Source organism: Nocardioides sp. NPDC127503 (genome assembly GCF_040302165.1).
In the GTDB taxonomy this organism is placed as follows: domain Bacteria; phylum Actinomycetota; class Actinomycetes; order Propionibacteriales; family Nocardioidaceae; genus Nocardioides.
This window is the reverse complement of record NZ_JBEORH010000011.1, coordinates 19,660-43,667: the sequence shown is the minus strand read 5'-3', so window position 1 is coordinate 43,667 and position 24,008 is coordinate 19,660. Positions and strand designations below refer to the sequence as shown.

Below are 24,008 nucleotides of genomic sequence, written 5' to 3'. Positions count from 1 at the left end.
ACATATTGGACGCCGCTTAGGCGGTCGAAACGGCGCGAACCGGCAGGATCAGCGCCGACGGATGCTCGGGATCGTGGTGGACCGTCTGGTCGGCAGCCCGGAGCGTCGTGGCGGTGGCGAGCGGCTCCCCGGTCCCAGGATTACGGGCGAAGCGCGGGAAGGCACCGCTGGAGACCTGCACGCGGATCCGATGGCCGCGCTTGATCCGGTGCGCCGTAGGCCAGAGCCGCACGGTCGCGCAGGTGAGCTCGTCGGCGCCCGTCAGACTGGTGAGTCCGTCGCAGACGTTGTGGGAGCGGCCCTCCTCGTCGACATCGCAGAGCCGCACGAAGACGTCGGCGTACGCCAGGCTCGACCGGAACCAGATCTCGGCACTCACCTCGCCGACGACCTCGACGTCCTCGTCGAGCACGGTTGTGGTGTAGGTGAGCACGTCGGACCGGGCCTCCACGGCCCCGTTGTCGACGCGGCCGCCGCTGCTGATGCTGATGCCCCCGGCCGCCGGGGTCGGATCGGCCGGGTCGTAGTGATAGCGGTCGGGATCCGAATCGTCCGGGGTGCTGACCGACAGCCCGCCGTCGCTCTGGAGGTGGAAGCGCTGCGGCTCGCAGCCCTTCGGCGGCCAGGACTCGAAGTCGCGCCAGGCGTCCTCACCCATCACGAACAGTCGCACCGGTGCCCGTTCGGCCGGCTCCTCGCCGCGTGCGTACGCCAGGCCGAAGTCGACGGCTTCGGCCGCTCCAGGAATCGTCAGGTCCACATGGGTCCAGGGCCCGACAGTGAGCCGGGCCGGCTTGCCGGCGTCCTGAAGAATCGCGAAGTCCCGCAGTTGACCCGGCAGGAAGACGTCGTACCAGCCGCCGATGGAACTGACCGGGACACGCGTGCCGGCGACCCGATGGCGGTGGTCGATGCCGTCCCAGTGCGGATCGTCGGCATCATGGGCGAGAACGTCCTGGATGTACTGCGAACGCCGGCCCGTGGCGGCGACGTCCATGTCCTGCAGGGGCAGCACGCGCAGGGCGGCGGCAGTCTTCTTGGTCTGGGCGTTCCTGCGGAACATCGCGAAGGGGCGCTCCTGGGTGGCGACCAGCGCGCCCCACTCGAGCGGCAGCTCCAACGAACGACCGTCGGCGCGCATGAACTCGCTCGTCAGCGCCGATTCGGTGACCACCGGGATCATGGCCTTGACCTGCGGCGGCAGACTGTCGGCAACCGCCCACTGCACATACCCCAGGTAGCTGATGCCGACCAGCACCATGGAGTCGCCGAACCACGGCTGCTCGATCACCCAGTCCAACGTGTCCAGGCCGTCCTCGCGCTCCTGGAGCATGGGGTCCATGACGCCACCGGAGCCGAAGCCGCCGCGGACGCTCTGGATCAGCACCTGGTAGCCGCGCTCGGCGAGCGGGCGAGCCATGATCGCGCCGAAGAAGCCAGCACGGCCGTACGGGCACCGGACGAGCGCGGTCGGCAGGCCTTCCGCAGCCCCCTTCGGCGCCCAGCGATCGGCCAGCAGCTCCACGCCGTCCCGCATCGGCACCCGCAGGTCGCGTTCGACGACGACCCGCCGCGTCAGCGGCTCAGAAAGATTCATCTGGCGCTGGATGATGTGGCTGACCAGGCTCATCGGTCGGTCTCCTTCTCGGAAGCAGTGGTCCGGCGCAACGCACCGGTGATGACGCCGAGCAGTCCGATGAGTCGGTCGGCGAGGTCCTCGGGGTCGAGCGGGTCGGCCGCGTCGGTCACCCAGGCGTTGACGACGGTGGCCCCGCCGCCGGTGACGAAGACCGCCAGGTCATCGAGCTGCTGCGGGTCGTACTCCTCGGCGAACTGCGCATCGATGGCACGTCGGTTGACCGGGATGATCAGGCCGCTGAGTGCCTTGGTCAGCGCGTAGGCGCTGGAGCTGTTGAGCATCGCCCGGTAGAAGACGCGATGCTCGGCGAAGTGCCGAGTCAGGGCCAGCGCTCGCTCGCGCCCTTCCGGCGCCACGTCCGCGAAACGCGGCAGCAGCTCGGTCCTGGCCAGGTCGAGCGCGGCCTCGAGCAGCAGGGCGTCGCGATCGCCGAAGTGCTGGTACACCAGCTGCCGACTCACGTCCGCCGCCGCCGCGATGTCGGAGATGGGAATCGCGGCCGTGCCCCGTTCGGTGACCAGCGCGATCGCGGCCTGGATCAGCGCCGCCCGCGAACGTCGGACGCGGCGATCCTTGGCAGGGGTGGCCGCGGCCAGCTCGAACTCCATGGCCATGACCATAGACACTTGTTCATTAATGTACAAGTGTTGCGAATCTCCGCCGAGGGGTGACGGCCTAGCTCACGGACGGCCTTCCCAGGGGTTGCCGCCGCCTCCCCAGCCGTCCTCGCCGTCACCCTCGCCGTCGCAGGTGCCGAAGAACTCCGAGACCGGGTCGCACTCCTCGCCGTCGTCCTCTTCCTCTGGCGGCGCGGGCGGAGCGATCAGCTCCTCCTCGTGACCGGTCTCGGGGTCCTGGCCGTCGACGTAGACGGGCTCGGGGAAGTTCTCGACCTCCTTGCCCTCCATGGCCTTCGCCATGATGGCCGCCCAGGTCTCGGTGGGATAGTCGGCGCCGAAGTAGGACGGCATCCAGCCGCCGTCGAGCTTCCCCTCGCCGTTGCCGCGCGAGTAGCGCACGGCGGTGGCGATCTGCGGGGTGAACCCGACGAACCACGAGGAGCAGACGTACTGCTCGTTGGTGCAGGTGCCGGTGCCGGTCTTGCCGGCCACCGGCCGGCCGATGCTCTGGGCTTTCTGGCCCGAGCCGCTCTGCACCACGCCCTGCATCGCGTACGTCACGTCAGCGGCGATGTCCTCGGAGATCGCGTGCCGGGCGTTCTTCCGGCCGTTCCAGCTGTAGAGGACGTTGCCGGCGCGGTCACGGACCTTCTTCACCACGTGTACGTCGTGGCGGTAGCCGCCGTTGGCGATCGTGGCGTAGGCGTTGGCCATGTTGATCGGGCTGACGTTGGCGCGGCCGAGGGCGATCCGGTCGTCGGTCTTGTGGTCGAAGTCGGTGGTGGTGCTGGGGATCCCGGGAAACTTCGGGTCCGCCTTCGCCGGGGCGACTCCCGCGGCGACCGCGGTGTCGTAGATCGCCTTGCGGCCCGCCTCGGGGCCACCCATCGACTCGGTCATGTCGATGTAGGCCGTGTTCACCGACTGCTCCATCGCCTTGAGCATGGTGATGTATTGGCCGTAGTCCATCCCGTCGGCGATCCCCGCCTGCTCGCCCTCGTTGACCACCTCGGAGCCGGCATAGGTCGTGAACGGCGAGTCCCCCGCCCACGTCGAGTTCAGCGAGTAGCCCTTCGCGATCGCCGCCGCGGTCGCGAAGGCCTTCATCGTCGAACCGGCGTGACCACCGGTCGCGGCCCAGTTGTGCTGGCTGTCGAGATAGTCCTGGCCACCGTAGAAGCCGAGCAGGGCACCCGACCCGACGTCGACCGAGGCGGTCGCCACGTGCAGGGCGTTCTTCTGCTCCGGGTCGCCCTTGACGTACGCCTTCCGGTTCTTCGGCTTCACGGTCTTCGCCGCGGTCGCCGAGGCCTTCATGACTTTCGGTGAGAGCGTCGCGGTGATCCGAAGACCGCCGCTGTCGATCTTCTCCTCGGTGAACAGCGGCTTGCCGTCGGCGCCCTGGAGGCCGAGCAGCTCGGCCTTGATCATGGTGAGCGCGTGGCCGCGCTGGCCGCCGAGCCGGCTCGGCACCGTCTTCGCGGGGAACTTCGGCAGCGCGTCCTTCACCTTGTCTGCGTCGGCCTGCTTCAGATAGCCGAGGTCGACCATGCCGGAGAGGACGTACTGGTAGCGGCCGAGCAGCTTCTCCTCACCACGGAAGGTGCTGCTGGCGGGGTCGAAGCCGGCCGGGTTGTTGAGGATGGCCGCGAGCGCCGCCGTCTCCTGCAGCGAGAGGTCCTTGGTGGACTTCGCGAAGTAGGCCTTCGCGGCCGCCTCGATGCCGTAGGCGCCGCGGTTGAAGTAGATCGTGTTGAGGTAGTCGGTGAGGATCTGGTCCTTGCTCTTCTGCCTGGTCAGCTTCAGGGCGATGACCGCTTCCTTCAGCTTGCGCGAGTAGGAGCGCTCGGCGCTGAGGTAGTAGTTCTTGACGTACTGCTGGGTGATCGTCGAGGCACCGCCCGAGGTGCCCTCGGTGGTGTTGGAGAACGCGGCCCGCACGATGCCCTTCACGTCGACGCCGCTGTTCTCGTAGAACGTACGGTCCTCGGCGGCCACCACGGCGTGCTTGACGGTCTCCGGGATCTCGTCGGCGTCGAGCTTGATCCGGTTCTGGTCACCGTCCTGGTAACGGCCGAGCTCGGTCTTGCCGTTGCCGTAGTAGACGAAGGAGGTCTCGACCTCGAACGCGGCGTTGGGGTCCGGCACCTTGATCCGGTTGTAGGCCACGATCGCCGTCACCGACCCGATCAGGGCGATGGCCAGGAACCCGACCAGCGCCACCTTCGCGGCGGCTTTCCCCCAGCGTCGCCAGCTCGTCGGCGGCCGAGGTGTCGAACCCGTGGACGTCGAACTCCTGGCCGCCGCCCACTTCTCGGCCGCCCAGATCTTGGCGGGTTCTGCCTTCGCGAGCCAGGCGCCGGCCGAGGACGGCTTGGGTGCCGCGCGACGCGCACCCGGCCTGCTGGGTGTGACCCGAGGTGGCTCGGCCGCGATCCGAGGGGCGGGCCGAGGGGCGGGCGGTGGAGGCGGCCGCCAGGACGGCGGCGGACCGGTCGGACCCTTCGGAGGCTCGGCGCTCCGGTGTTCCATTGCTCCACCTGACCTAGGCGACTGACTGCGGCGGCCGTTGATCCTACCCGGGTGGGTATGACAACGGAGGCCGACCCCGCAAGGGGCCGGCCTCCGTGTCAGTCGTACGCCGTGGCGTACGGCCTCAGATCACTTCTTCAGGTCGAAGCGGTCGTTCTCCATGACCTTGACCCACGCCTTGACGAAGTCGTTGACGAACTTCTCCTTGGCGTCGTCGGCACCGTAGACCTCCGCCAGGGCGCGGAGCTCGGAGTTGGCACCGAAGACCAGGTCGACGCGGGAACCGGTCCAGCCGTTGGAGCTGGTGTAGGTCGCCTCGTCGGCGGACGGGGTCCACTGCTGGTCGTAGTCGAGCAGGTTGACGAAGAAGTCGTTCGTCAGCACGCCCGGGGTCTTGGTGAAGACACCGAGGTCGGAGCCGTCCCAGTTGTTGCCGAGCACGCGCAGGCCGCCGACCAGAACCGTGGCCTCGGGGGCCGAGAGGCCGAGGAGGCTCGCCCGGTCGAGGAACAGGAACTCGGTGGGGAGGTTGAGGAACCCGGAGTCGTAGTTGCGGAAGCCGTCGGCGACCGGCTCGAGCCAGGCGAAGTTCTCGGCATCGGTCTGCTCCTGGGTCGCGTCGACGCGGCCGGCGGAGAACGGGACCGTGACGTCCTGGCCCGCGGCCTTGGCGGCCAGCTCGATGCCCACGCCACCGGCGAGGACGAGCACGTCGGCGAAGGAGACACCGGTCGCGGCCGCGATCTCCTCGTACTTCGCGATGACCGGCTTGAGCTCCTCGGGCTGGTTGACCTTCCACGAGACCTGCGGCTCGAGACGGATGCGACCGCCGTTGGCACCACCGCGGTGGTCGGACGTACGGTGCGTGGCCGCCGCCTTCCACGCGGTGGAGATCAGCTGCTGCACGCTCAGACCGGACGCGGCGATCGCGGCCTTGGCAGCGGAGATCGCGGCCTCGTCGGTCGCACCACCCTCAGCGGGGAGCGGGTCCTGCCAGAGCAGGTCCTCGGCCGGGACCTCGGAGCCGACGTAGCGGCTCTTCGGACCCATGTCGCGGTGGGTCAGCTTGAACCAGGCACGGGCGTACGCGTCGGAGAAGGCCTCCTGGTCGTCCCTGAACCGGCGGGAGATCTCGTCGAACTCCGGGTCCATGCGCAGCGCCAGGTCGGAGGTGAGCATGCGCGGCTCGCGCTTGCCCTCACCGTGCGCCTCGGGGACCATGTCGGAGCCCGCGCCGTTCTTCGGACGCCACTGCTTGGCGCCAGCCGGCGACTCGAACAGCTCCCACTCGTAGGCGTAGAGGATGTGGAAGAACTCGTTGTCCCAGCGGGTCGGGTGGTAGGTCCAGGTGACCTCGAGGCCCGAGGTGAGTGCGTCCGCGCCGACACCCGTGCCGTGGCCGTTCTTCCAGCCGATGCCCTGGTTCTCCAGCGGCGCGGCCTCCGGGTCGGGGCCGACCAGATCGTCGGGGTGGGCACCGTGGGTCTTGCCGAAGGTGTGGCCACCGGCGATGAGGGCGACGGTCTCCTCGGAGTTCATCCCCATGCGGCGGAAGGTCTCCTTGATGTCCACCGCGGACTTCATCGGGTCGGGCTCGCCGTTGGGGCCCTCCGGGTTGACGTAGATCAGACCCATCTGGACAGCGGCCAGCGGCGCCTGCAGGTCGCGGTCGCCGGTGTAGCGCTCGTCGTCGAGCCAGACCTTCTCCGGACCCCAGTAGATGTCATCGTCGGACTCCCAGACGTCCGCGCGACCGCCCGAGAAGCCGAAGGTCTTGAAGCCGCCCTCCTCCATCGCCACGTTGCCCGCCAAGACCATCAGATCGGCCCAGGAAAGGTTCTTGCCGTACTTCTTCTTGACCGGCCACAGCAGACGACGGGCCTTGTCGAGGGAGACGTTGTCCGGCCAGGAGTTGAGCGGCGCGAAACGCTGCTGGCCACGGCCGGCGCCACCGCGACCGTCGTGGCTGCGGTAGGTGCCGGCGGCGTGCCACGCCATCCGGACGAAGAGCCCGGCGTAGCTACCGAAGTCAGCCGGCCACCAGTCCTTGGAGTCGGTCATGACCGCGGCGATGTCCGCCTTGACGGCAGGCAGGTCCAGGGACTCGAAAGCCTTCGCATAGTCGAAGTCCTCGCCCATCGGGTCGCTCACAGGGGCGTCCTTGGCGAGAATCTTCAGGTTGAGCTTGTTGGGCCACCACTCCTGGTTGGCACTGCCGGCGGTGGGGTGAACGCGGCCTGCGTTCATCACCGGGCACTTGCTCACGGCCTCTTCAGACATGAGATTCCTATCCGTTTCTGATCGGACTGGCTGCTGCCAGACGCTGTGATTCACATGTGTTGCGCCGGCCGATGACAAGCTCGGCCGGCGCGGGCTCTACCCCTGGGACAGGTTGCAGTCCGCGCAGGTGCCCCAGTAGATGACCTCGGCCTCATCGACCGTGAAGCCGTTGTCATCAGATGCCGTCAGGCAGGGCGCATGGCCGACAGCGCAGTCGACGTCGGCGATCGCCCCGCAGGAGCGGCAGACCACGTGGTGGTGGTTGTCCCCGACCCGGGTCTCATAACGAGCCACCGAGCCGGACGGCTGGATGCGGCGTACGATCCCGGCCGCCGAGAGGGCGGCGAGGGAGTCGTAGACGGCTTGATGGGAGACATCCGGAAGCCGCTCGCGCACCGCGCCGAGAATCGTCTCGGTGTCGGCGTGCGCGTTCTCGGTGACGGCCCCCAGAACGGCCACTCGCGGGCGAGTGACGCGCAGGGAGGCACCTCTCAGCAGCTGTTCGTAGTGTTCGTAGTCCGCGTTCCCCACAACCCAGACACTACGCCAATTCTTGAATGAGTCAAGAAACGGCAGGGAAATTTCTGGAGGGAATCAACCCAGTTTCACGGTCTCCGGAGACTCCGGTGCGGGGCGGGTCGCGAACCGGCCGGCCATCAGTGGGATCAGGACGGAGATGGCCAGCGGAATGAGGAACATCGAGCGCTCGCCGAAGACTTCGGCGACCCCGGCGATCAGGGAGGCGGCGGCGAGGTAGCCGGCGTAGTTGGCGAGGTTGACCCGCGCGATCGCATCCTCGGCGTTGTCCGGAGAGATGTGGGCAGCGGCGACGAAGGACTGCGGCGGGACCATCGCCAGGCTGCCGCCGAGGACGGCGAAGCCGACAGCCGCCACGCTCCAGTGCGGGGCGACGACGATCAGCACCAGGGCACCGACGCCGACGATGCCGCCGGTGCGGATCACCCGCTCGGCGCCGAAGTGGGCGACGAGGCGGTCGCCGGGGAGACGTACGGCCAGGAGCACCAGCTGGTAGGCGGCGTAGATCGCCGGCGCGACCGCCGCCGCGGCACCGAGGCCGTCGACGACATAGATCCCGCCCCAGGCGGACGCCGCGGAGTCGATGAACCACATCGCGAACGTCGGCACCGCGACCAGGAGGAGAGGCAGCCACGGCAGCGGGGGCTTCGGGCGCTGCGTACTGCTGGTCCGCTTCTCGGCCGCCTCGCCACCTTCCGGCTTCTGTGCCCTGCATGTTCATGGAGGCGTCGACGCCGCCGAGGAAGAAGCCGTAGACGCCGTTGAGGACCAGCAGGGTCACCATCGTCGGCGCGAAGGCCGGCATGACCGCGGCCAACGAGGCCCCGCCGAGCATCAGCGAGAGGGTCGCGGCGCTGCCGAGCCTGGTGGCGAGGTGACCCGCGACGACACTGCCGACCGCCCCGACCGCGGTGGTGACGCCCAGCACGACGAAGACGTCGCCGGCGCTGAGGTCGAGCTTCGTCGCGATCGACTCGAGCCGGGTGATCAGCGAGGCGAAGGTCAGTCCCTGGACCGCGAAGGCGACGAAGACCGCCATCCGGGCCAGCTGGAGTCGGGTCATGGACGCGAAGTCTGCACCCTCACGCCCCGTTGGTCGAGGGGTCAGTTGCCCTTCAGCAACCCGTCGAGGATCTTCTCGCCGTCCTTGCCGTCACCCTTGCTCAGGCTGTCGAACTCCTCGCGGAGCTGCTCCATCTCGCGCTTGGCGCTCTCGCCCTTCTCGACGAGGTCGCGGATCTGCTGGATCTGGTCCTCCCACTCCTGGGACTGACCCTCGTCGATGACGTTCCAGCCCTCCAGGTTCTCGCGCCAGCGGTCGAGGCGGTCGAGTCGGTTGAGGGTCTTGTTGTCCGACTTGTCGACGGGCTCGTCAGCGGAGTCGTCGGCATTGTCGCTGGTGTCGTTGTTGTCGGCGTTGTTGTCCGTGTTGTCGGAGCTCTGGGACGGCTGGGCCTCGGCGGGCGCGGGCTCGTAGGCGGCCAGCCAGGAGGCGGCGAAGACGCACGCGATCACGATCGCCACCGCGCCGAGGAGACGGCCGGTCGGGAACTTCCGCAACGACCCCGGGCGCGGCCCGCGGACCGGAGGCGGGTTGCCGGGACTGGGCAGGACGCCGGTGCGGGAGTTGACCAGCGCCATCGGCTCGTCGAGCGGGCGCGGCGCCATCGCCTGGGTCGGGCGCGGCGCCTGACCGCCGGAGAGCAGGTCGGTGGCGTCGGGGTCGGCGCCACTGAGTACGTAGCCGAGCTCGTGCCCGACCTGGTCCATCGAGGGCCGGGCGGCAGGATTCTTGTCGAGCATCCGGGTGACCAGACGCGCCAGCGGCGCGGGCAACGCCCGGAAGTCGGTGATCCGCGGCACCGGGTCGCTGAGGTGCATGTGCAGGACCTTGACCGGGTGGGGCGCGGAGTAGGGCACCTTGCCGGTGAGCATCTCGAAGAGCACGCAGCCCAGCGAGTAGACGTCCGCGGGCGGCCCGACAGGGTCGCCCGCGGCCTGCTCGGGCGAGAGGTAGGACGGGCTGCCGATCACATGGCCCGTCTGGGTCAGTCCGGAGTCGACCCCTGTCATGGCGTACGCGATGCCGAAGTCGAGCACGGTCAGCCGGCCGTCACCGTCGAACATGAGGTTGGCGGGCTTGATGTCGCGGTGCACCACGCCAGCCCGGTGGGCGGCACCGAGCGCGCCGGCGACCTGGCGGGTGTATTCGACTGCCATGTCGACCGGCATCGGGCCGCGCTGCTGCAGCGGCTCGGCCAGGGTCGGACCGGGCAGCAGCTCCATCACCAGGAAGACGTCGTTGTCGTCGCTGCCGGCGTCGAAGATCTTGACCACGTCGTCGTGGACGACCCGGGCGGTCGAGAGCGACTCACGGCGGAACCGCTCGGCCATCGTGGGGTCGTCGACATTCCGCATCAGCTTCACCGCGACGTCGCGGTCGAGGACGGTGTCACGCGCCCGCCAGACCTCGCCCATGCCGCCGGCTCCGAGGAGGGTGAGGAGCCGGTAGCGGCCGGCGATCGGGGGAAGCTCGTCCATGCCGGAAATTATGCCGGGGTCACCCAGGAGCTGAAGAGCGGGATGCCCTCCCAGGCTCCCCCGCGCGCGACCGCCACCACCGCGTGCGGCCGGTTGAAGCTCAGGTCGATCTGCCGCACCTTCGTCTCGCGCGGCGCCGCAGCTGCGGCGCGGACCATCATCCCGGTCACCGCCGCCGCCTTGAAGCCCTCGCGGTCGTAGGACGCGACCGCCTTCTGGATGCAGACGGCATCCGTCTCCTCGGCGACCGCGGCCATCACTCCGCGGGCGATCTCGGCGACCCCCGGCGCTGCCGACAGGTCGTGACGGTCCTCCGCGCTCCACTCCGGCAGGTGGCTGCGCCAGCGGTCGGACGGTGCGCCGCCGAAGACCGTGATCTCGCGGACCGTCCAGGCGTGCCCATCCCCCTCGCCGGCGGCATCGAAGGTGCGGTCGTGAACCTCGCCCGCGTCGATCCTCCGGACGACCTCGTCGGCGGCCCGCCACACGTCGTCGGCGGACACGCCCTCCTCGGCGATCACTGAGTAGACCGAGATGCCGTCCTCGCTCGGCGGGCTGGCGACCGCGACCGGGCCGGCGGCCTCGGTCTCCACCACCGCGTGGAAGCCGTCCTCGAGCCGCAGCAGCCCATCCTCGCCCTCGTCGAGAGACTCGCTCCAGCGCGGCGTGACCACCAGCGCGGAGGCGAGCACGAGCAGCGTCCGGGCGTCGATCTCGAGCGGGAACTCCTTGATCAGCCCGCGGGTGTGCTCATCGGCCCAGGTGTCGAGCCCGGCCTGGTCCGGGAGCGGGTCGAGCACGATCGGCAGACCCTTCGTCAGTTCGACACCCGGGCGCAGCCAGCCGGCGACCGCGGCCCCGATCGTGGGGTGCGGCGCCTCCAGCAGCGCCAGCGCGGCGGCCCGCGCGTCGGCGCGGTTCAGCCCCAGGATCTCGTCGGTCTCGGTCTCCGCCGCGGGCGCCAGCGAGGCGAGGAGCAGCCACAGACCGGCGTACGAGATCACCGGGGACTCGGCGGAGCCGAGAGCGGAGCGGGTGGTGGCTGCGTACGTTCGGACCGCCTGGGCGGCAGCGAGGGACAGGGGCGTCTGCGTTCCCGACTTCTCCATGCCGAAGACATTACGGCGAGAGCCACGACAGGTGACCTGAATCACGATACAGTTATGTATCGAGCGAGGAGGCAGGATGGCCAAGAAGTCGCGCACAGCAGGGCTTGACCCGGAGACCGAGTTCCAGGAGATGTCGAGGATCCTGGGCCTCTACGAGTTCCCGTGGGACACGACCCAGGCGCTCAGCTTCGCCCTGTTCCGGACCTATGCGGTGCCCTCGATCGGCCGGCTGCTGGCCGACACGCACCAGTTCACCGAGGACACCCAGAAGCGCTACGACGACACCGCGCTGCTACTGGAGGACGCGGTGATCGAGGACCTGGACAGCCCTCGCGGCCGGGCCGCGGTGCGGCGGATCAACCAGATGCACCGGATGTACGACATCTCCAACGACGACATGCGCTACGTCCTGTCGACCTTCGTGGTGATCCCGCGGCGCTGGAACCAGGAGTTCGGCTGGCGGCAGTCGACCCCCGACGAGCAGCTCGCCGCCCTGCGCTACTACCAGGCGCTCGGGAAGCGGATGGGGATCAAGGACATCCCGGCGACCTATGAGGAGTTCGAGCAGCTCCTCGACTCCTACGAGGCCGAGCACTTCGCGTACGACGAGGGCGGCCGTGCAGTCGCCGACTCGACCCTCGAGCTGCTGACCACCTTTTACCCGCGGCCCTTGGCTCCGGTGATCCGCATCTTCTCGCTGTCGCTGATGGAGCCGCACCTGCTCGAGGCGTTCGACTATCCCGAGCCCGGGCGGCTCGCCCGGACGCTGTCTCGCGGGGCGCTGAAGGCCCGGGCGCGCGTCGTCGCGCTGCTGCCGGCACGGAGGAAGCCCGCGTACGTCCGCGACATGCCGCGCGTGCGCAGCTATCCCCACGGGTTCAACACCGAGGACCTCGGCACCTTCGCGCCGGGCTGTCCGGTGCACCGACCGGTCTCTGAACCCGTCGCCGGCACCAACCCGTAGCCCACCCCTCCCCCACACTTCACGGGGCCTTCACCGGGCACCGCTTCGCTGATGTCGATAACCCCCATATCGACAGGAGCACGTCCATGCCTGCCCCCAGCAACACTCCTGATCTCCGCGACGCCCTGCGTGGCCTCGACCGCCGCCGCTTCCTGACCGTCTCGGCCGCCGCGACCGCGTTGGCCTTCACGACCGGCCTGCCGCGTACGGGCGCCTTCGCCGCTCCGGCAGCCTCTCCCTCCGCGATCACCTCGGACCCGTTCACCCTCGCCGTCGCCTCCGGAGACCCGCTGCCCGACTCGGTGCTGCTGTGGACCCGGCTCGCACCGCTCCCGCTGGAGCCCACCGGCGGGATGCCGCCGTCGCGTTTCGATGTCCGCTGGGAGGTGGCCCGCGACGCCGCCTTCACCCGGGTCGTACGCCGCGGCACCACTGCTGCGCACAGCGAGTTCAACCACTCCGTGCATGCCGAGGTCCGCGGCCTGGACGCGGCGACCGAGTACTTCTACCGCTTCCGGGTCGGGCAGTGGATCAGCCCGGTCGGCCGGACCCGGACCGCCCCGGCCGTGGGGGCAGCGGTGTCGTCGCTGACCTTCGCCCTCGCGTCCTGCCAGCGCTATGACCAGGGCTACTACACGGCGTACAAGCATCTTGCGAGCGAGGACGTGGACGCGGTCTTCCACCTGGGCGACTACCTCTACGAGTACGCCGTGAACGCCTCAGCCGGGACGCGCGCCTACACCGAGCCGCTGCCGGCGCACCTCAACCACGAGACCGTCACGCTGGACGACTACCGGGCGCGCTACGGGCTCTACAAGTCCGACCCGGACCAGATCGCCGCCCACCTGGCGCACCCGTTCATCGTGACCTGGGACGACCACGAGACCGAGAACAACTACGCGGGCGACACCCCGGAGAACTCGGTGCCGCCGGAGGAGTTCCTGGTGCGCCGCGCCGCCGCCTACCGCGCCTACTGGGAGAACCAGCCGCTGCGGCTCCCGCAGCAGCCGTCCGGTCCCGACCTGAAGCTCTACCGGCGGCTGCAGTGGGGCCGGTTGGCCCAGTTCGACATCCTCGACACCCGCCAGTACCGCACCAACCAGGCCAACGGCGACGGCTGGAAGGTGCCGTCGGCGGCGTCCGAGGCCGAGTCGATGACGCTCCCCGGGAACGAGCAGGAGCAGTGGCTGATCGACGGCTGGCGCCGCTCCTCGGCTCTCTGGAACATCGTCCCGCAGCAGGTCACCTTCTCCCGCCGCGACAACCCGTCCGGCGACGGCACCCGCTCGATGGACTCCTGGGACGGGTACCCCGCCTCCCGGCGCCGGATCCTCGACGGCTGGAAGGCGTCCGAGCAGTCGAACCTGATGGTGCTGACCGGCGACGTACACGTCCACTACGGGCTGAACATCCACGACGACTTCGACGACCCGTCGTCGCGGATCATGGGCACCGAGATCGTCACCAGCTCGATCACCTCCGGCGGCAACGGCGCCGAGCACCCGGCCAACTGGGCCGCCTACCTGGAGCGCAACCCGCACATGAAGTTCTACAACGGCCTCCGTGGCTACACCACGATCTCCCTCGACGCCGCCGGCGCCGAGATCACCTACAAGAACGTCGCCCAGGTCAGCACCCCTGGCGCGCCGCTCACAGTCGGTGGCCGCTTTGTCACCGAGTCGGGTAAGCCGGGTCTGGTCGAGGCGTAGGGCTTCTTCGGTACGCCGAGTTGTGACAACAGCCTGCGAGGTGACCTGCGAGGCCCCTACGCTCATTCGCGTGACCCGTCCGCGGTACTCCCCCGCTGTGGGGCTCGTGGTCGCCGCGCAGGCTGTGGTGCTGCTGGTGATGAGCCCGTTCTATGGGCCGCATCGAGACGAGCTCTACTTCGTCTCCGCAGGTCAGCGGCTGGCTTGGGGATATCCCGACCAACCGGTGCTGACGCCGTTCCTGGCGCGGGTCGCGACCGAGATCGCGCCGTACAACCTCGTCGTGCTGCGGTTGTGGAGTCTGCTGGCGATGGTCGGGCTGGTCCTGCTGGCGGCGGAGTTCGCGCGGCTGCTCGGCGGCGGACGTACGGCTCAGGTGCTGACTGCGGGACTCGTGGCCGTCGGAGTGGTCACGATGACGTTCGGGCACTGGCACTCGACCGCAACGTTCGACGCGCTGGCCTGGACCGCGATCCTGGTGCTGGTGGCCCGGGCGCTGATTGCCGACAGCTCGCGGCACCGAGCGCTGTTCTGGCTGGCGGCCGGGGTCGTCGCCGGGGTCGGACTGGCGAACAAGCACTCGGTGGTCTTTCTCCTCGGCGCGGTCCTGCTCGGCATCGCGCTCGTTCCGGCGACCCGGCGCAACCTGGTCACGCCGTGGCCGTGGTTGGCCGGGCTCATCGCCCTGGCACTGTGGACCCCCAACCTCCTCTGGCAGCTCGAGCACGACTGGCCGGTGCTCGACCTCTCCGAGGACATCCGGGAGGAGTACGGCGGGCTGTCCGGACGGATCGGGTACGTCACCCAGGCGCTGATCCTGCTGAGCCCGGTGATCACGCCGATCTGGATCATCGGTCTGGTAGCGCTCTTCCGGCGACGCGAGTGGGCGCACTTTCGACCGGTTGCCGTCGCGTTCGTGCTCGTTGCGGGCTTCTTCCTCGTTGCCGGCGGCAAGGGCTACTACCTGACCGGCCTGTTCCCGCCGCTGGTCGCGGCTGGCTCCGTGGTGATCGCCGAGCGACTGCGACCGCGCACCGTCGGCCTCCTCGGCGCCGGCCTGGCGCTGCTGACCATCCCCGCCTGGCCGATCAACCTCCCGGTACTCCCAGCGAAGACATACGCCAGCTCCTTCTACACCGCCGCCGGCGAGGACCAGCTGGAGACGATCGGCTGGCCCCAGTACGCGGCCCAGGTCCGCGCCGTCGTCGACGACCTGACGCCGGCCCAGCGGCGCACGGCCGTGGTCTTCACCATCAACTATGGAGAAGCCGGGGCTCTGGAGTGGTACGGCGCGGGGGTTCCCGTCCACAGCGGGCACAACGGGTGGCGCTTCTGGGAGCAGCCGCCGAAGGGCGCAACGCCGATCGTCGTGGTCGGGTTCGACGACCCCGACCGCTTCTTCGACGGCTGCCGACAGGTCGCTTCACTTCACAACCGCGAAGGCGCCGACAACGAGGAGAACGGCGCCCCGATCCACCTCTGCGACACCGCGACGCAGCAGTGGTCACAGCTCTGGCACTACAGCGCCTGATCTGCGTCGGTCACCGGGGTCACCGCCCGCTGGGCAACGGCGAGACCTCCAGGTCTCCGGTCAAGTACGCCATCGTCGACTCGTTCGCGAGCACGACCTGCCGAGCCCTCTCGTCGCGCTGGCGGCGCATCGACGTCAAGGTCGCGAGCACTCGCTCCGGGTGGTCGAAGAGCCAGATCCCGACCCGGACCGCCTTCGGCCGCCACCGGTTGGGCAGGAGCCGGATCCGGTGGCGACGTGTGGTCGACCAGGACGGAGCACCACGCCTCGGGGTGATCTCGAGGAACCGGTTGGTCACCGTGATCCCCTCGGGCGTCGAGACCTGCTCGAAGATGTCGACGTGGATCTCCTTCCACGCCACCGAGACCACCTGGCCGCCGAGATCCACGGTCAACCTCTCCGGCGTGATCATCAGCGCCCGGCGCAGTCGCAGGTTCAGCACATGGTCGACGACGATCACCACGAAGAACATCGCGAGCAAGGTCAGCGCCGTCCCCAGCACCAACAGACCATCACGGAAGGCGAGCCCCGCGAACTGACAGAGCATCACGACGAAGCACACGAGCATCAGCTCGCCACATATCCCGGGCCCACGCTTGAGCCTGATCTCGATCGCAGCGCCCCCATCCATCCGCTGAATCCGGCTGTGAACGCGGCGGCCGCCTATACGCACGCCCTTCATCATCTGCACGCAGATGGCCAGAAGGACGAGCATCACCCCACAGGTGACTCCGATCAGATACAGCCCGTACTCCCCACCGTCCGCCGCGAGGAACCCGACGCACAGCCCGAGACCGAACAGCAGGTGGACGACGCTCAGCAGCGTCCATCCCACCCTGCGCGCCGTCGACATCCACGGCGACCCCAGATCCTCGTTCCCGACCACGCCGTAGACCTTAAGGGCCCTACGCCGCTGCGCGCCCGATCACGGCAGCCGTCGTCCTGGCGAACGAATTTTCGTTCGTCGGGTGCACGTAGCGCCTCCAACTCGGGATATACGTATGTCGTGATGCTGCTCGCGATCATCCTTGTTCTCGGGGCCGCGTGGTCCTTCTTCATCGCCGCACGGCCGGAGGTCGGCTTCTTCCTCGAGGAGGGCTGGAAGTTCCGCGACGCGGAGCCCTCCGACCTCTACCTCGGCGTGACCCGCTTCGGCGCAGCCGTCACCGGCGTCGCCCTCCTCGTCTTCGCCGCCTTCTTCGCTTTCAGCGGGCCCAGCGGCACCGTGTCCCCACCAACAGAACGTGCCGATCCCTCGGCTACCCGATCTGGTCCAGCCGTCACAGTGACAGCGAGGCCACCGGATCCGGAGCAGGAGGCAAAAAAGCGGGCCAAGGAGCAGTGCAACGATCTCCTACCCCTCATCGAGGATGAGTCGGAGTGGGACCAGCAAGGGACGCTTGCCAATCGGGACCACATCTCATCCGTTGTCGCTTACCAGCTAGGAACGATGACGGTCGTTTCGCGGCCCGACGGTGACCTCGTCACGATACGAAGCGACATACCCACAGTTGACAAGTGGGTCCGGCCTATCGTCACGATGACATCGTCAAGCGCCACGTGTATCGCTGACCAAGGTGACTAACGTCGACCGACCATGACACGACTTCGACCTAACCGGCCCACGTATCGCTGCCGTTCCGCGCCGGCTCGTTCGTGTCGCCGCTAATCGGCTTGGGCCAACAGCCCACGTGCCGCTTTCGATCACTTCTAAGAGCCTGCACGGGTTCGCCCGAGAAGTGCTCGCCTCGCGCTACGCCCAGAGCCCGACGTACTCGATGAACATCCGGAACCCGCCGTTGAACTCAGCGGCGTTCACGATCGCGTTGATGATGCGTACGCCCCAGAAGACCACCAGCGTGTAGCCGATCCCGAGCGCGATCCCTGCGGCCGCGGCGCTCGTTCCGGTTGCCTTCGCACGGCTCACGCCGAGATGACCGAGGACGACCGCGACGGCGATCGGGACGATCGAGGCGATGAGCAGGAGGCCCAGGATGAGCCAGACGACTGGGCGGTCCTCCATGTTGTAGAAGGAGTTGTAGTAGCTCTTGCTGACATCTGGGATGCCAACGACCACGCGCACCAGGGCGACGATCCCCAGCATTCCCGCCCCGAGCCCCAGCCCGGCAAGCCCGAGCCCCACGCCGCTTCGCGGACCGCCAGCAGGTCCCGGAGCGCTCGTCGCGGACCAAACAGGTCCCGTACCTGCCGCCTCGTTCGGTTGTGACATCGCGCCCTTTTCCATCAAGTTGGATCGCGCCCGTCCTGCCGGTGCTGGGCGGCCTCGTATGGCCCGAGACGTTATCCCAAAGGTCGTGCCCTCACGGGCAGATCCGCGCGGGCGAGCGCGTCGAGATGCGGGAGCTGCTCGGTACAAGATTTCTCGACGATTTGTGTTTGAAACCCGGAATTTGGGGTAGGAGAGAGTTACCAATCGCTCCGAACGTCTTGGGGGACCCTCTCGTGAACGTCGAAATCGTGGCGCCGCAGGTGAAGACCGCGGCCCGTTCCATCGGGACGGCGGCCGAAGCCGTCGCCGGCCTCGATCTCGAAGGCCCCTTGGGCAAGGTGGCTTCAGCGCTGCCGGATAGCACCGTCGTGGGCGCCGCGAATGGCCTCAAGGCCGAGTGGAAGAGCGACAAGGACAAGTGGGTCAAGGACGCTCGCGACCACAAGCAGGCAACCATCGCGGCCGCCGACGCGATCGTGGAGGCCGACACCATTACGGCGCAGGCCGCGAAGAACCAGCGCGAGACCATGGGGTACTACTGATGACTGTCACCTACGACAAGCTGCAGAGCTGGAAGCCCGAGCAACTCGACGCCGCTGCCGACGACCTCAACACGGCGCGCAAGAAGCTGTTGGACCAGCAGGACGAGATGGACGCGGGCAAAGTCCCCGACACCTGGATCGGCCAGTCTGCCACCGCCGCGGAGAACCGCCACCGTCGCTTGATCGCCTCGCTCAACGACATGGCCGCTCCCCTGTCGCAGGTCATCAACGCTCTCGATGAGGCATCCGCCTCGATCAAGAAGGCCAAGGACAACGCCGCGGCGGCGTACAACACCGCGATCGGGAGGGGCTGGAAGGTCACCTTTTCCGGCGCGAGCGTGCAGATCTCCGACCCGACCCCGGACGAGGAGGACCCCAACAAAGATAAAGGGTTGAGGGACGACCTCGCCGATGACATCGCTCGCGCGCTGGGTGATGCCGAGGCCGCCGAGAGCAGCTTGGCTTCCGTCCTCAACTCTGCGAAGAAGGGCGACTACGACGGCGGCGATGGCTCCATCGAAGATGCCAGCTTGCCGCCCGAACTGCGCAACCTTTCCACCGACCAACTCGTCGAGAAGATGCTCGCCGACCCGGACAAGTACGACGGCTATGTCGACGCGCTCTCCACCTACCAGCAGCAGGAACTGGGGCGTGCGCTCGCCGATGCCACCTCAGCAATCACCGACCCAAACGACACCAGTCTCTACATCGACGGGGACTGGAAGTTCGACCCGGAGAAGGTCGCCAAGCTGAATGCGATGTTCGAGTCCTACGGCGAGCATCCAGTCGTATCGACCGCATTCCTCAACGATCTCGGCCCGGAGGGGCTTCTCAAGCTCAACGGGTACGTCGCCCAGATGCAGGACGACGACAACTTCCCCGACAGCAGCACCTACTATCACAACAGCATCAACGAAGATCTGACCAAGCAGATCGGGCTCCTCCAGAAGAACCTCGGAGAGACGCTCTCCGCCGGCACTGCCGGCCTCAAGGAGGACGGCCAAGCCGGCACCGACGCCCACGTCTCCTCGGAATGGGTTTCGCAACTCGTCGCCAAGGGTGACGACGTCATGTCCGTCGGCTACCAGGGCATCGACGGCGGCGCCCCGAACAAGGCCTACGGATTCCAGGTACTGGGTCCCCTTCTGCGTTCGGCTGAAAGTGGATACCTCCTCAACGAGGTGGGCACCGGGATGCTGGACTTCGAAGGAAGGTTCGCCCGCGAACACGGCGGCGCATCGCCGTGGAGCTTCCCGATCATGGACGAGGACGGTCGCGTCGTCGGGGGCAACACCATGGGCAGCCTGACCAACGGCCCGGATCTGAACCACCTCGAGGGCAATCGCCTCGACTGGACCGGCGGCTCCGGCGAAGAAGACCCCGCTGGCTGGGACCCGATGGGTGCGCTCCTCGACGGTTTCGCGAACAATCCCGACGCCGCGCGCGACTTCTTCGACGGCCCGAACGTCGACATGGGTTCTGGCGAGATACGTCGGACCGACTACCTGCTCACCGATCGGGCCTGGCCCTCGGATGAGATCGCCTGGCAGGGTCGCCCGCTGGACCACCCGATCGGCGAAGGGCCAACGGGGTCTTCGGCGCTCGGGGACGCACTGAAGGCCGCAACCATGGACGACACCATCGACGAAGGCGACCGCAAGCAGATCGGACACCTCCTCGACGACATCGTGACGTCAACTGCGCAAGACGACGCGCTCAGCCAAGACAACGAGGACAAGACCAAGAACCCAGCCGACGTGGATGCGATCCGCCCTGAACTGCGCGCTGATCTCGGACAAATCTTCGGCTTCCACTTGGAGACGCTTCACGAGTCGATGTCCAGCTCAACCATCACTGAGGGCGGCAAGTCCGGGCCATTCGGAACCACCTACTCCGAGGGTGACATGCGGCGGTTCCTGCTTGACCTCGGCAAGGATCCAGAGGCATACGAGACGGTCCGGCAGGCGGAGTATGCGGAAGCCCAGCGTCAGATGATCGAAGACCTCAAGGGCCACACGGACGATGCGGCAGTCATCGCGAGCCAACATGCTGGCGGCATGGGAGACATTCTCGGAGCGCTCGACTACGGCGCAAACAAGGCAGACATCCTGGATACGCTCACCAAGGACGGCGAACACAATGACGACGTGTCCCAAAAGGCTGGTGTCGCCCGCTTCATCGCAGGCCAATTGCCAACAGACGCTGCTTCGAAGGCCGTTCCTGGCCTCGGCTGGGCGCTTGACACCGGCATCAACAGCGCGATCGATTCGTGGGAGAAGGCCAATCTGCACGACCACGCCGGGCAAACCACGTACGACATGGGTGAGCTGATCGAGAAACGAAACGAGATGGCGAAGGCGCTCATCGCAGAGACCCTTCAGACCCAAGGGGTTCCTGCGCACGAGATCCCGGGCATCGCCGAACAGACCGAGGGCCAATACGCTGAGGGCTACGACCAAGCGCACAAACTGGCGAACCCATGATGAAGTTTCTGATACCAATCGCAGCCCTTGCCCTGACCCTTTCCGCATGCAGCGAGGCAGACCCGCAACCGACATCGCTGAGTAGCGACTTGAAGGATGAGCTCCGTCACGACGCATCCGCAGAGACGATCAGCGATCTCGCCAGCTACTTGGACAAGCACGAAGATGCGCAAGTCGATGACGCTGACCTTGCGCCCCTTGCCGAGTTACTGAACGCCAACATGCAACAGGTTCGGGCGACAATCTCTGACAACGGGGGAGCTCGTTCCCTCGACGTCGAGCCGGGGTCGATGCTCCGAGTCGTTTCAGAGCTACAGAGGGATGAGGCCCTACGGACCGAAGTTCTGGACACAGTCTCAGCCGCTACGGTCGATGAGGCAGCAGCAGCGACGAAGCGGTACGTCGCCGGAAGACGCAATGACTCGACTGAGGCCGCTTTGGACAGCTCCCTTCATGACACCGCGCTTGCCACTGGAGCGCTGGCAACCGCCCTTGGGGTGGATGGCTACGAAGCCGAAGCAACGGTCGAAGATGTCGCTGCGCGTGTAGCCAGCGGATCCGGCGAGGTTCAGGTAACTCCAGGCAGGGAACTGATCCTGCGGTCCATCATCGCCGCGACCTATCTGAATTCGCCGCCCGAACTGCTTTCGCCCGGGTTGAAGAAACGACCTCCGCTTGAAGAGCCGGACACTATCGAGCAGGTCTATGAGTGGCTCGACACAGACTCTCCCCCGATTGGGAGTGCATACCTCCGAGCGATCTCCGAGGACTTGGAGGGTCCATGGTTTGACGGTGGAGAGCTGGTTCCACGCAACCCTTGACGCCCAACCCTCACTAGGGGCTCCCACGCTACCGACAGAGGGATGAAGGGCAGGCACCACGCGACCAGCGGCGCTGGTGCGACGGCCACAACCGTCGCACCAGCGCCGCTGGCATTTCTGCTTGCGATTAGGACTTGACCCAGCGCCACTACTCAGCGCTACTATGTACTGGTAGTCAGCAACACTGAGTAGTGGAAGGAGGTGCCCGATGGGCAAGCAGATGACCGAGATGCTCAAGGGGACGCTGGAGGGGATCGTGTTGGCGTTCCTGACCGGCAACCCGGCGTACGGATACGAGATCACGACCTGGCTGCGGAGCCAGGGGTTCACCGAGATCGCCGAGGGCACGGTCTACGCGCTGCTGGTCCGGATCGAGAAGAACGGACTGGTGGACGTCGAAAAGCGGCCGTCCGAGAAGGGGCCGCCGCGGAAGGTCTACTCGCTCAACACAGACGGCGAGAAGTACCTCGAAGAGTTCTGGACCACCTGGGGGTTCCTGGCCGAACGGCTGGAGAACCTCCGTACGGAAGGGAAGTAAGGCATGTCGATCCGATCAATGTTCGAGGCCGTCGTCGGCGAGCTCGAGCTGAAGAAGCGCTGGCGGCAGCTCAAGGCCCGCAAGCAGCAGCTGCCCGAGAACCACCGCAAGGCGCACGACGCGGTCGAGCGCTACCTGATGTACTCCGCCGGCATCGCCGACGGCGCGATCGTGACGGCGATGGCCGAGGACCTCCTCGAGCTCTTCGAGCAGGCCGCCGCCGACGGCACTCCGGTCAGCGCGATCGTCGGCGACAACCCGGTGGAGTTCGCCGAGGAGTTCGCCAGGAACTACTCCGAGGGCGCCTGGATCAAGAAGGAGCGCGCCCGGCTCAACGAGGCCATCGAGACCATCACAAATGAGCAGAGCCACGAGGAGGACGAGTCATGAGCGCGACAGCTGCCATCTCCGTACGAGGGTTGGAGAAGTCCTACAAGGACAACCAGGTTCTGCGGGGCGTCGACTTCGAGGTGGCGCGGGGCACGATCTTCGCGCTGCTCGGGTCCAACGGGGCCGGAAAGACCACAGCCGTACGCATCCTCTCGACGCTCCTGAAACCTGATGCCGGCGCCGCGTTGGTCGAGGGCGCATCGGTCGTCGACGAGGCGCAGCGGGTGCGGGAGGCGATCTCGCTGACCGGCCAGTTCGCGGCGGTCGACGAGATCCTGTCCGGGCGGGAGAACCTGATCCTGGTCGCGAAGCTGCGGCATCTCCCCTCCCCCGGCGACGTCGCCGACGGGCTGCTGAAGCGCTTCGACCTGGTCGAGGCGGGCGCCCGGAAGGTCGCGACGTACTCCGGTGGCATGCGGCGGCGCCTGGACATCGCCATGTCGCTGATCGGCTCGCCGTCGGTGATCTTCCTCGACGAGCCGACCACCGGGCTGGACCCAGAGGCACGCCTGGAGGTGTGGCGGGTCGTTCGCGAGCTGACCGCGCAGGGCACGACCGTCCTGCTCACCACGCAGTACCTGGAAGAGGCCGAGCAGCTCGCCGACCGGATCGCGATCCTTCACGGCGGGACGATCATCGCGAACGGCACGCTCGCCGAGCTCAAGGCGATGCTGCCGCCGGCCAAGGTCGAGTACGTCGAGAAGCAGCCGTCACTCGAAGAGATCTTCCTTTCACTCACCGGCTCTACCAATCGAGGAGCACAGTCATGACCAAGCACGCTTTCGCCGATGCCGGCACCCTGTTGGGCCGCTCGCTGCGGCACATCACCCGAAGCCCGGACACGATCATCACCACCGCGCTCACCCCGATCGCGATGATGCTGCTCTTCGTCTACGTGCTGGGCGGGGCGATCCGGACCGGCACCGACAACTACGTCAACTATGTGCTCCCCGGGATCATGGTCATGGCGATCGCGTCGGGCATCGCGTACACCGCACTTCGGCTCTTCACCGACATGCAGAGCGGGATCTTCGAGAGGTTCCAGTCGATGCCGATCGCCCGCTCGGCGGTGCTGTGGGCGCATGTCGGGACCTCGATGGTGGCTAACATGCTGACCATGGTGATCATCCTGGGCGTCGCGTTCGTGATGGGGTTCCGCACCTCGGCGGACCTGGGCGCCTGGCTCGCGGTCGCCGGGATCCTGGCACTGCTCACCCTGGCGCTGACCTGGCTCGCGGTCATCCCCGGGCTGGCGGCACAGACCATGGAGGGGGCCACCGGGTTCTCCTACCCGCTGATCTTCCTGCCGTTCATCAGCTCGGCGTTCGCGCCGACGGAGACGATGCCCGGTCCGGTGCGCGCCTTCGCCGAGAACCAGCCGGTCACCTCGATCGTCAACACCATCCAGGCGCTCTTCGCGGGCCAGCCGGTCGGTGACGACATCTGGGTCGCGCTGGCCTGGTGCGTGGGCATCCTGGTCGTCTCGTACGTCGCCGCCATGGCTGTCTACCGGCGCAAGATCAGTTGAGCGCTTCAGTGACG

21 protein-coding genes and 1 pseudogene are annotated in these 24,008 nt (G+C 67.5%); 11 read left to right on the top strand and 11 right to left on the bottom strand.

Annotation, left to right across the window (positions count from 1 at the left end):
* Nucleotides 1-16: 16 nt before the first annotated feature.
* The 9 genes and pseudogenes from ABTW65_RS22995 to ABTW65_RS22955 form a co-directional block, all read right to left on the bottom strand.
* Entirely contained in the window at nt 17-1,630 is a 1,614-nt protein-coding gene (locus ABTW65_RS22995; RefSeq protein ID WP_350664431.1) for a CocE/NonD family hydrolase, read from the bottom strand.
* Entirely contained in the window at nt 1,627-2,247 is a 621-nt protein-coding gene (locus ABTW65_RS22990; protein ID WP_350664428.1) for a TetR/AcrR family transcriptional regulator, read from the bottom strand. Before ABTW65_RS22990 ends, ABTW65_RS22995 begins: the two co-directional genes overlap by 4 nt.
* 72 nt (nt 2,248-2,319) lie before the next feature.
* Nucleotides 2,320-4,791, bottom strand: a complete 2,472-nt coding sequence (locus ABTW65_RS22985; RefSeq protein WP_350664426.1) for a transglycosylase domain-containing protein — start codon at nt 4,789-4,791, stop codon at nt 2,320-2,322.
* Nucleotides 4,792-4,920: 129 nt separating this feature from the next.
* Complete coding sequence (gene katG, locus ABTW65_RS22980; protein ID WP_350664424.1) at nt 4,921-7,071, bottom strand: catalase/peroxidase HPI; 2,151 nt, start codon at nt 7,069-7,071, stop codon at nt 4,921-4,923.
* A gap of 96 nt (nt 7,072-7,167) precedes the next feature.
* Nucleotides 7,168-7,602 carry a Fur family transcriptional regulator gene (locus ABTW65_RS22975; RefSeq protein WP_350664422.1) on the bottom strand — a complete coding sequence of 145 codons (435 nt, stop codon included), beginning with the start codon at nt 7,600-7,602 and terminating at the stop codon, nt 7,168-7,170.
* A gap of 63 nt (nt 7,603-7,665) precedes the next feature.
* Entirely contained in the window at nt 7,666-8,217 is a 552-nt protein-coding gene (locus ABTW65_RS22970) for an MFS transporter (protein WP_350664420.1), read from the bottom strand.
* 151 nt (nt 8,218-8,368) lie between these two features.
* Nucleotides 8,369-8,647, bottom strand: a pseudogene (locus ABTW65_RS22965) (hypothetical protein); the annotation flags it as partial.
* Between the two features lie 65 nt (nt 8,648-8,712).
* Nucleotides 8,713-10,149, bottom strand: coding sequence for a protein kinase domain-containing protein (locus ABTW65_RS22960; RefSeq protein ID WP_350664418.1), 1,437 nt, complete (start codon nt 10,147-10,149; stop codon nt 8,713-8,715).
* 8 nt (nt 10,150-10,157) lie between these two features.
* Entirely contained in the window at nt 10,158-11,258 is a 1,101-nt protein-coding gene (locus ABTW65_RS22955) for a serpin family protein (protein WP_350664416.1), read from the bottom strand.
* Nucleotides 11,259-11,334: 76 nt separating this feature from the next.
* Here ABTW65_RS22955 and ABTW65_RS22950 point away from each other — a divergent pair, with 76 nt between their 5' ends.
* The 3 genes from ABTW65_RS22950 (at nt 11,335) to ABTW65_RS22940 (ending at nt 15,462) form a co-directional block, all read left to right on the top strand.
* A complete protein-coding gene (locus ABTW65_RS22950) occupies nt 11,335-12,222 on the top strand; it encodes an oxygenase MpaB family protein (RefSeq protein ID WP_350664414.1) in 888 nt (295 codons plus the stop codon).
* Between the two features lie 86 nt (nt 12,223-12,308).
* The gene (locus ABTW65_RS22945; RefSeq protein ID WP_350664412.1) at nt 12,309-13,931 is read left to right on the top strand and encodes an alkaline phosphatase D family protein; all 1,623 of its coding nucleotides are present in this window, start codon (nt 12,309-12,311) and stop codon (nt 13,929-13,931) included.
* Nucleotides 13,932-14,001: 70 nt separating this feature from the next.
* A complete protein-coding gene (locus tag ABTW65_RS22940; protein ID WP_350664410.1) occupies nt 14,002-15,462 on the top strand; it encodes a glycosyltransferase family 39 protein in 1,461 nt (486 codons plus the stop codon).
* A 19-nt stretch (nt 15,463-15,481) separates the two neighbouring features.
* On the opposite strand, the gene ABTW65_RS22935 is transcribed toward ABTW65_RS22940, so the two are convergent.
* Nucleotides 15,482-16,348, bottom strand: coding sequence for a hypothetical protein (locus ABTW65_RS22935; protein ID WP_350664407.1), 867 nt, complete (start codon nt 16,346-16,348; stop codon nt 15,482-15,484).
* Between the two features lie 123 nt (nt 16,349-16,471).
* Between ABTW65_RS22935 and ABTW65_RS22930 the strand changes: the two genes are divergently transcribed.
* The gene (locus ABTW65_RS22930) at nt 16,472-17,047 is read left to right on the top strand and encodes a DUF6199 family natural product biosynthesis protein (protein WP_350664405.1); all 576 of its coding nucleotides are present in this window, start codon (nt 16,472-16,474) and stop codon (nt 17,045-17,047) included.
* 168 nt (nt 17,048-17,215) lie between these two features.
* Here ABTW65_RS22930 and ABTW65_RS22925 read toward each other — a convergent pair whose 3' ends face one another.
* The gene (locus ABTW65_RS22925) at nt 17,216-17,605 is read right to left on the bottom strand and encodes a hypothetical protein (RefSeq protein ID WP_350664403.1); all 390 of its coding nucleotides are present in this window, start codon (nt 17,603-17,605) and stop codon (nt 17,216-17,218) included.
* Nucleotides 17,606-17,925: 320 nt separating this feature from the next.
* Here ABTW65_RS22925 and ABTW65_RS22920 point away from each other — a divergent pair, with 320 nt between their 5' ends.
* The 7 genes from ABTW65_RS22920 to ABTW65_RS22890 all read left to right on the top strand — a co-directional run bounded on the left by ABTW65_RS22920 (nt 17,926) and on the right by ABTW65_RS22890 (nt 23,994).
* Entirely contained in the window at nt 17,926-18,234 is a 309-nt protein-coding gene (locus ABTW65_RS22920; protein WP_350664401.1) for a hypothetical protein, read from the top strand.
* Nucleotides 18,234-20,717, top strand: a complete 2,484-nt coding sequence (locus ABTW65_RS22915) for a WXG100 family type VII secretion target (protein ID WP_350664399.1) — start codon at nt 18,234-18,236, stop codon at nt 20,715-20,717. The genes ABTW65_RS22920 and ABTW65_RS22915 overlap by 1 nt, the downstream gene beginning before the upstream one ends.
* Nucleotides 20,714-21,538 (top strand): hypothetical protein, encoded by an 825-nt coding sequence (locus ABTW65_RS22910; RefSeq protein WP_350664397.1) that lies wholly within the window; start codon nt 20,714-20,716, stop codon nt 21,536-21,538. The genes ABTW65_RS22915 and ABTW65_RS22910 overlap by 4 nt, the downstream gene beginning before the upstream one ends.
* A gap of 208 nt (nt 21,539-21,746) precedes the next feature.
* Nucleotides 21,747-22,076 (top strand): PadR family transcriptional regulator, encoded by a 330-nt coding sequence (locus tag ABTW65_RS22905; RefSeq protein ID WP_141805770.1) that lies wholly within the window; start codon nt 21,747-21,749, stop codon nt 22,074-22,076.
* Between the two features lie 3 nt (nt 22,077-22,079).
* Nucleotides 22,080-22,466, top strand: a complete 387-nt coding sequence (locus ABTW65_RS22900) for a DUF1048 domain-containing protein (RefSeq protein ID WP_350664395.1) — start codon at nt 22,080-22,082, stop codon at nt 22,464-22,466.
* Nucleotides 22,463-23,236: an ABC transporter ATP-binding protein gene (locus tag ABTW65_RS22895; protein WP_350664393.1), complete on the top strand. Its 774-nt coding sequence runs from the start codon at nt 22,463-22,465 to the stop codon at nt 23,234-23,236. Before ABTW65_RS22900 ends, ABTW65_RS22895 begins: the two co-directional genes overlap by 4 nt.
* A complete protein-coding gene (locus tag ABTW65_RS22890; protein ID WP_350664390.1) occupies nt 23,233-23,994 on the top strand; it encodes an ABC transporter permease in 762 nt (253 codons plus the stop codon). The genes ABTW65_RS22895 and ABTW65_RS22890 overlap by 4 nt, the downstream gene beginning before the upstream one ends.
* Nucleotides 23,995-24,008: the final 14 nt, after the last annotated feature.

Excerpts from the sequence above, each read along its gene's own strand:
- ABTW65_RS22955 (WP_350664416.1), bottom strand. The coding sequence starts at position 11,258 with ATGGAGAAGTCGGGAACGCAGACGCCCCTGTCCCTCGCTGCCGCCCAG.
- ABTW65_RS22900 (WP_350664395.1), top strand. The coding sequence starts at position 22,080 with ATGTCGATCCGATCAATGTTCGAGGCCGTCGTCGGCGAGCTCGAGCTG.
- katG (WP_350664424.1), bottom strand. The coding sequence starts at position 7,071 with ATGTCTGAAGAGGCCGTGAGCAAGTGCCCGGTGATGAACGCAGGCCGC.
- ABTW65_RS22990 (WP_350664428.1), bottom strand. The coding sequence starts at position 2,247 with ATGGAGTTCGAGCTGGCCGCGGCCACCCCTGCCAAGGATCGCCGCGTC.
- ABTW65_RS22905 (WP_141805770.1), top strand. The coding sequence starts at position 21,747 with ATGGGCAAGCAGATGACCGAGATGCTCAAGGGGACGCTGGAGGGGATC.
- ABTW65_RS22985 (WP_350664426.1), bottom strand. The coding sequence starts at position 4,791 with ATGGAACACCGGAGCGCCGAGCCTCCGAAGGGTCCGACCGGTCCGCCG.
- ABTW65_RS22930 (WP_350664405.1), top strand. The coding sequence starts at position 16,472 with ATGCTGCTCGCGATCATCCTTGTTCTCGGGGCCGCGTGGTCCTTCTTC.
- ABTW65_RS22915 (WP_350664399.1), top strand. The coding sequence starts at position 18,234 with ATGACTGTCACCTACGACAAGCTGCAGAGCTGGAAGCCCGAGCAACTC.
- ABTW65_RS22960 (WP_350664418.1), bottom strand. The coding sequence starts at position 10,149 with ATGGACGAGCTTCCCCCGATCGCCGGCCGCTACCGGCTCCTCACCCTC.
- ABTW65_RS22995 (WP_350664431.1), bottom strand. The coding sequence starts at position 1,630 with ATGAGCCTGGTCAGCCACATCATCCAGCGCCAGATGAATCTTTCTGAG.
- ABTW65_RS22895 (WP_350664393.1), top strand. The coding sequence starts at position 22,463 with ATGAGCGCGACAGCTGCCATCTCCGTACGAGGGTTGGAGAAGTCCTAC.
- ABTW65_RS22890 (WP_350664390.1), top strand. The coding sequence starts at position 23,233 with ATGACCAAGCACGCTTTCGCCGATGCCGGCACCCTGTTGGGCCGCTCG.
- ABTW65_RS22950 (WP_350664414.1), top strand. The coding sequence starts at position 11,335 with ATGGCCAAGAAGTCGCGCACAGCAGGGCTTGACCCGGAGACCGAGTTC.
- ABTW65_RS22945 (WP_350664412.1), top strand. The coding sequence starts at position 12,309 with ATGCCTGCCCCCAGCAACACTCCTGATCTCCGCGACGCCCTGCGTGGC.
- ABTW65_RS22910 (WP_350664397.1), top strand. The coding sequence starts at position 20,714 with ATGATGAAGTTTCTGATACCAATCGCAGCCCTTGCCCTGACCCTTTCC.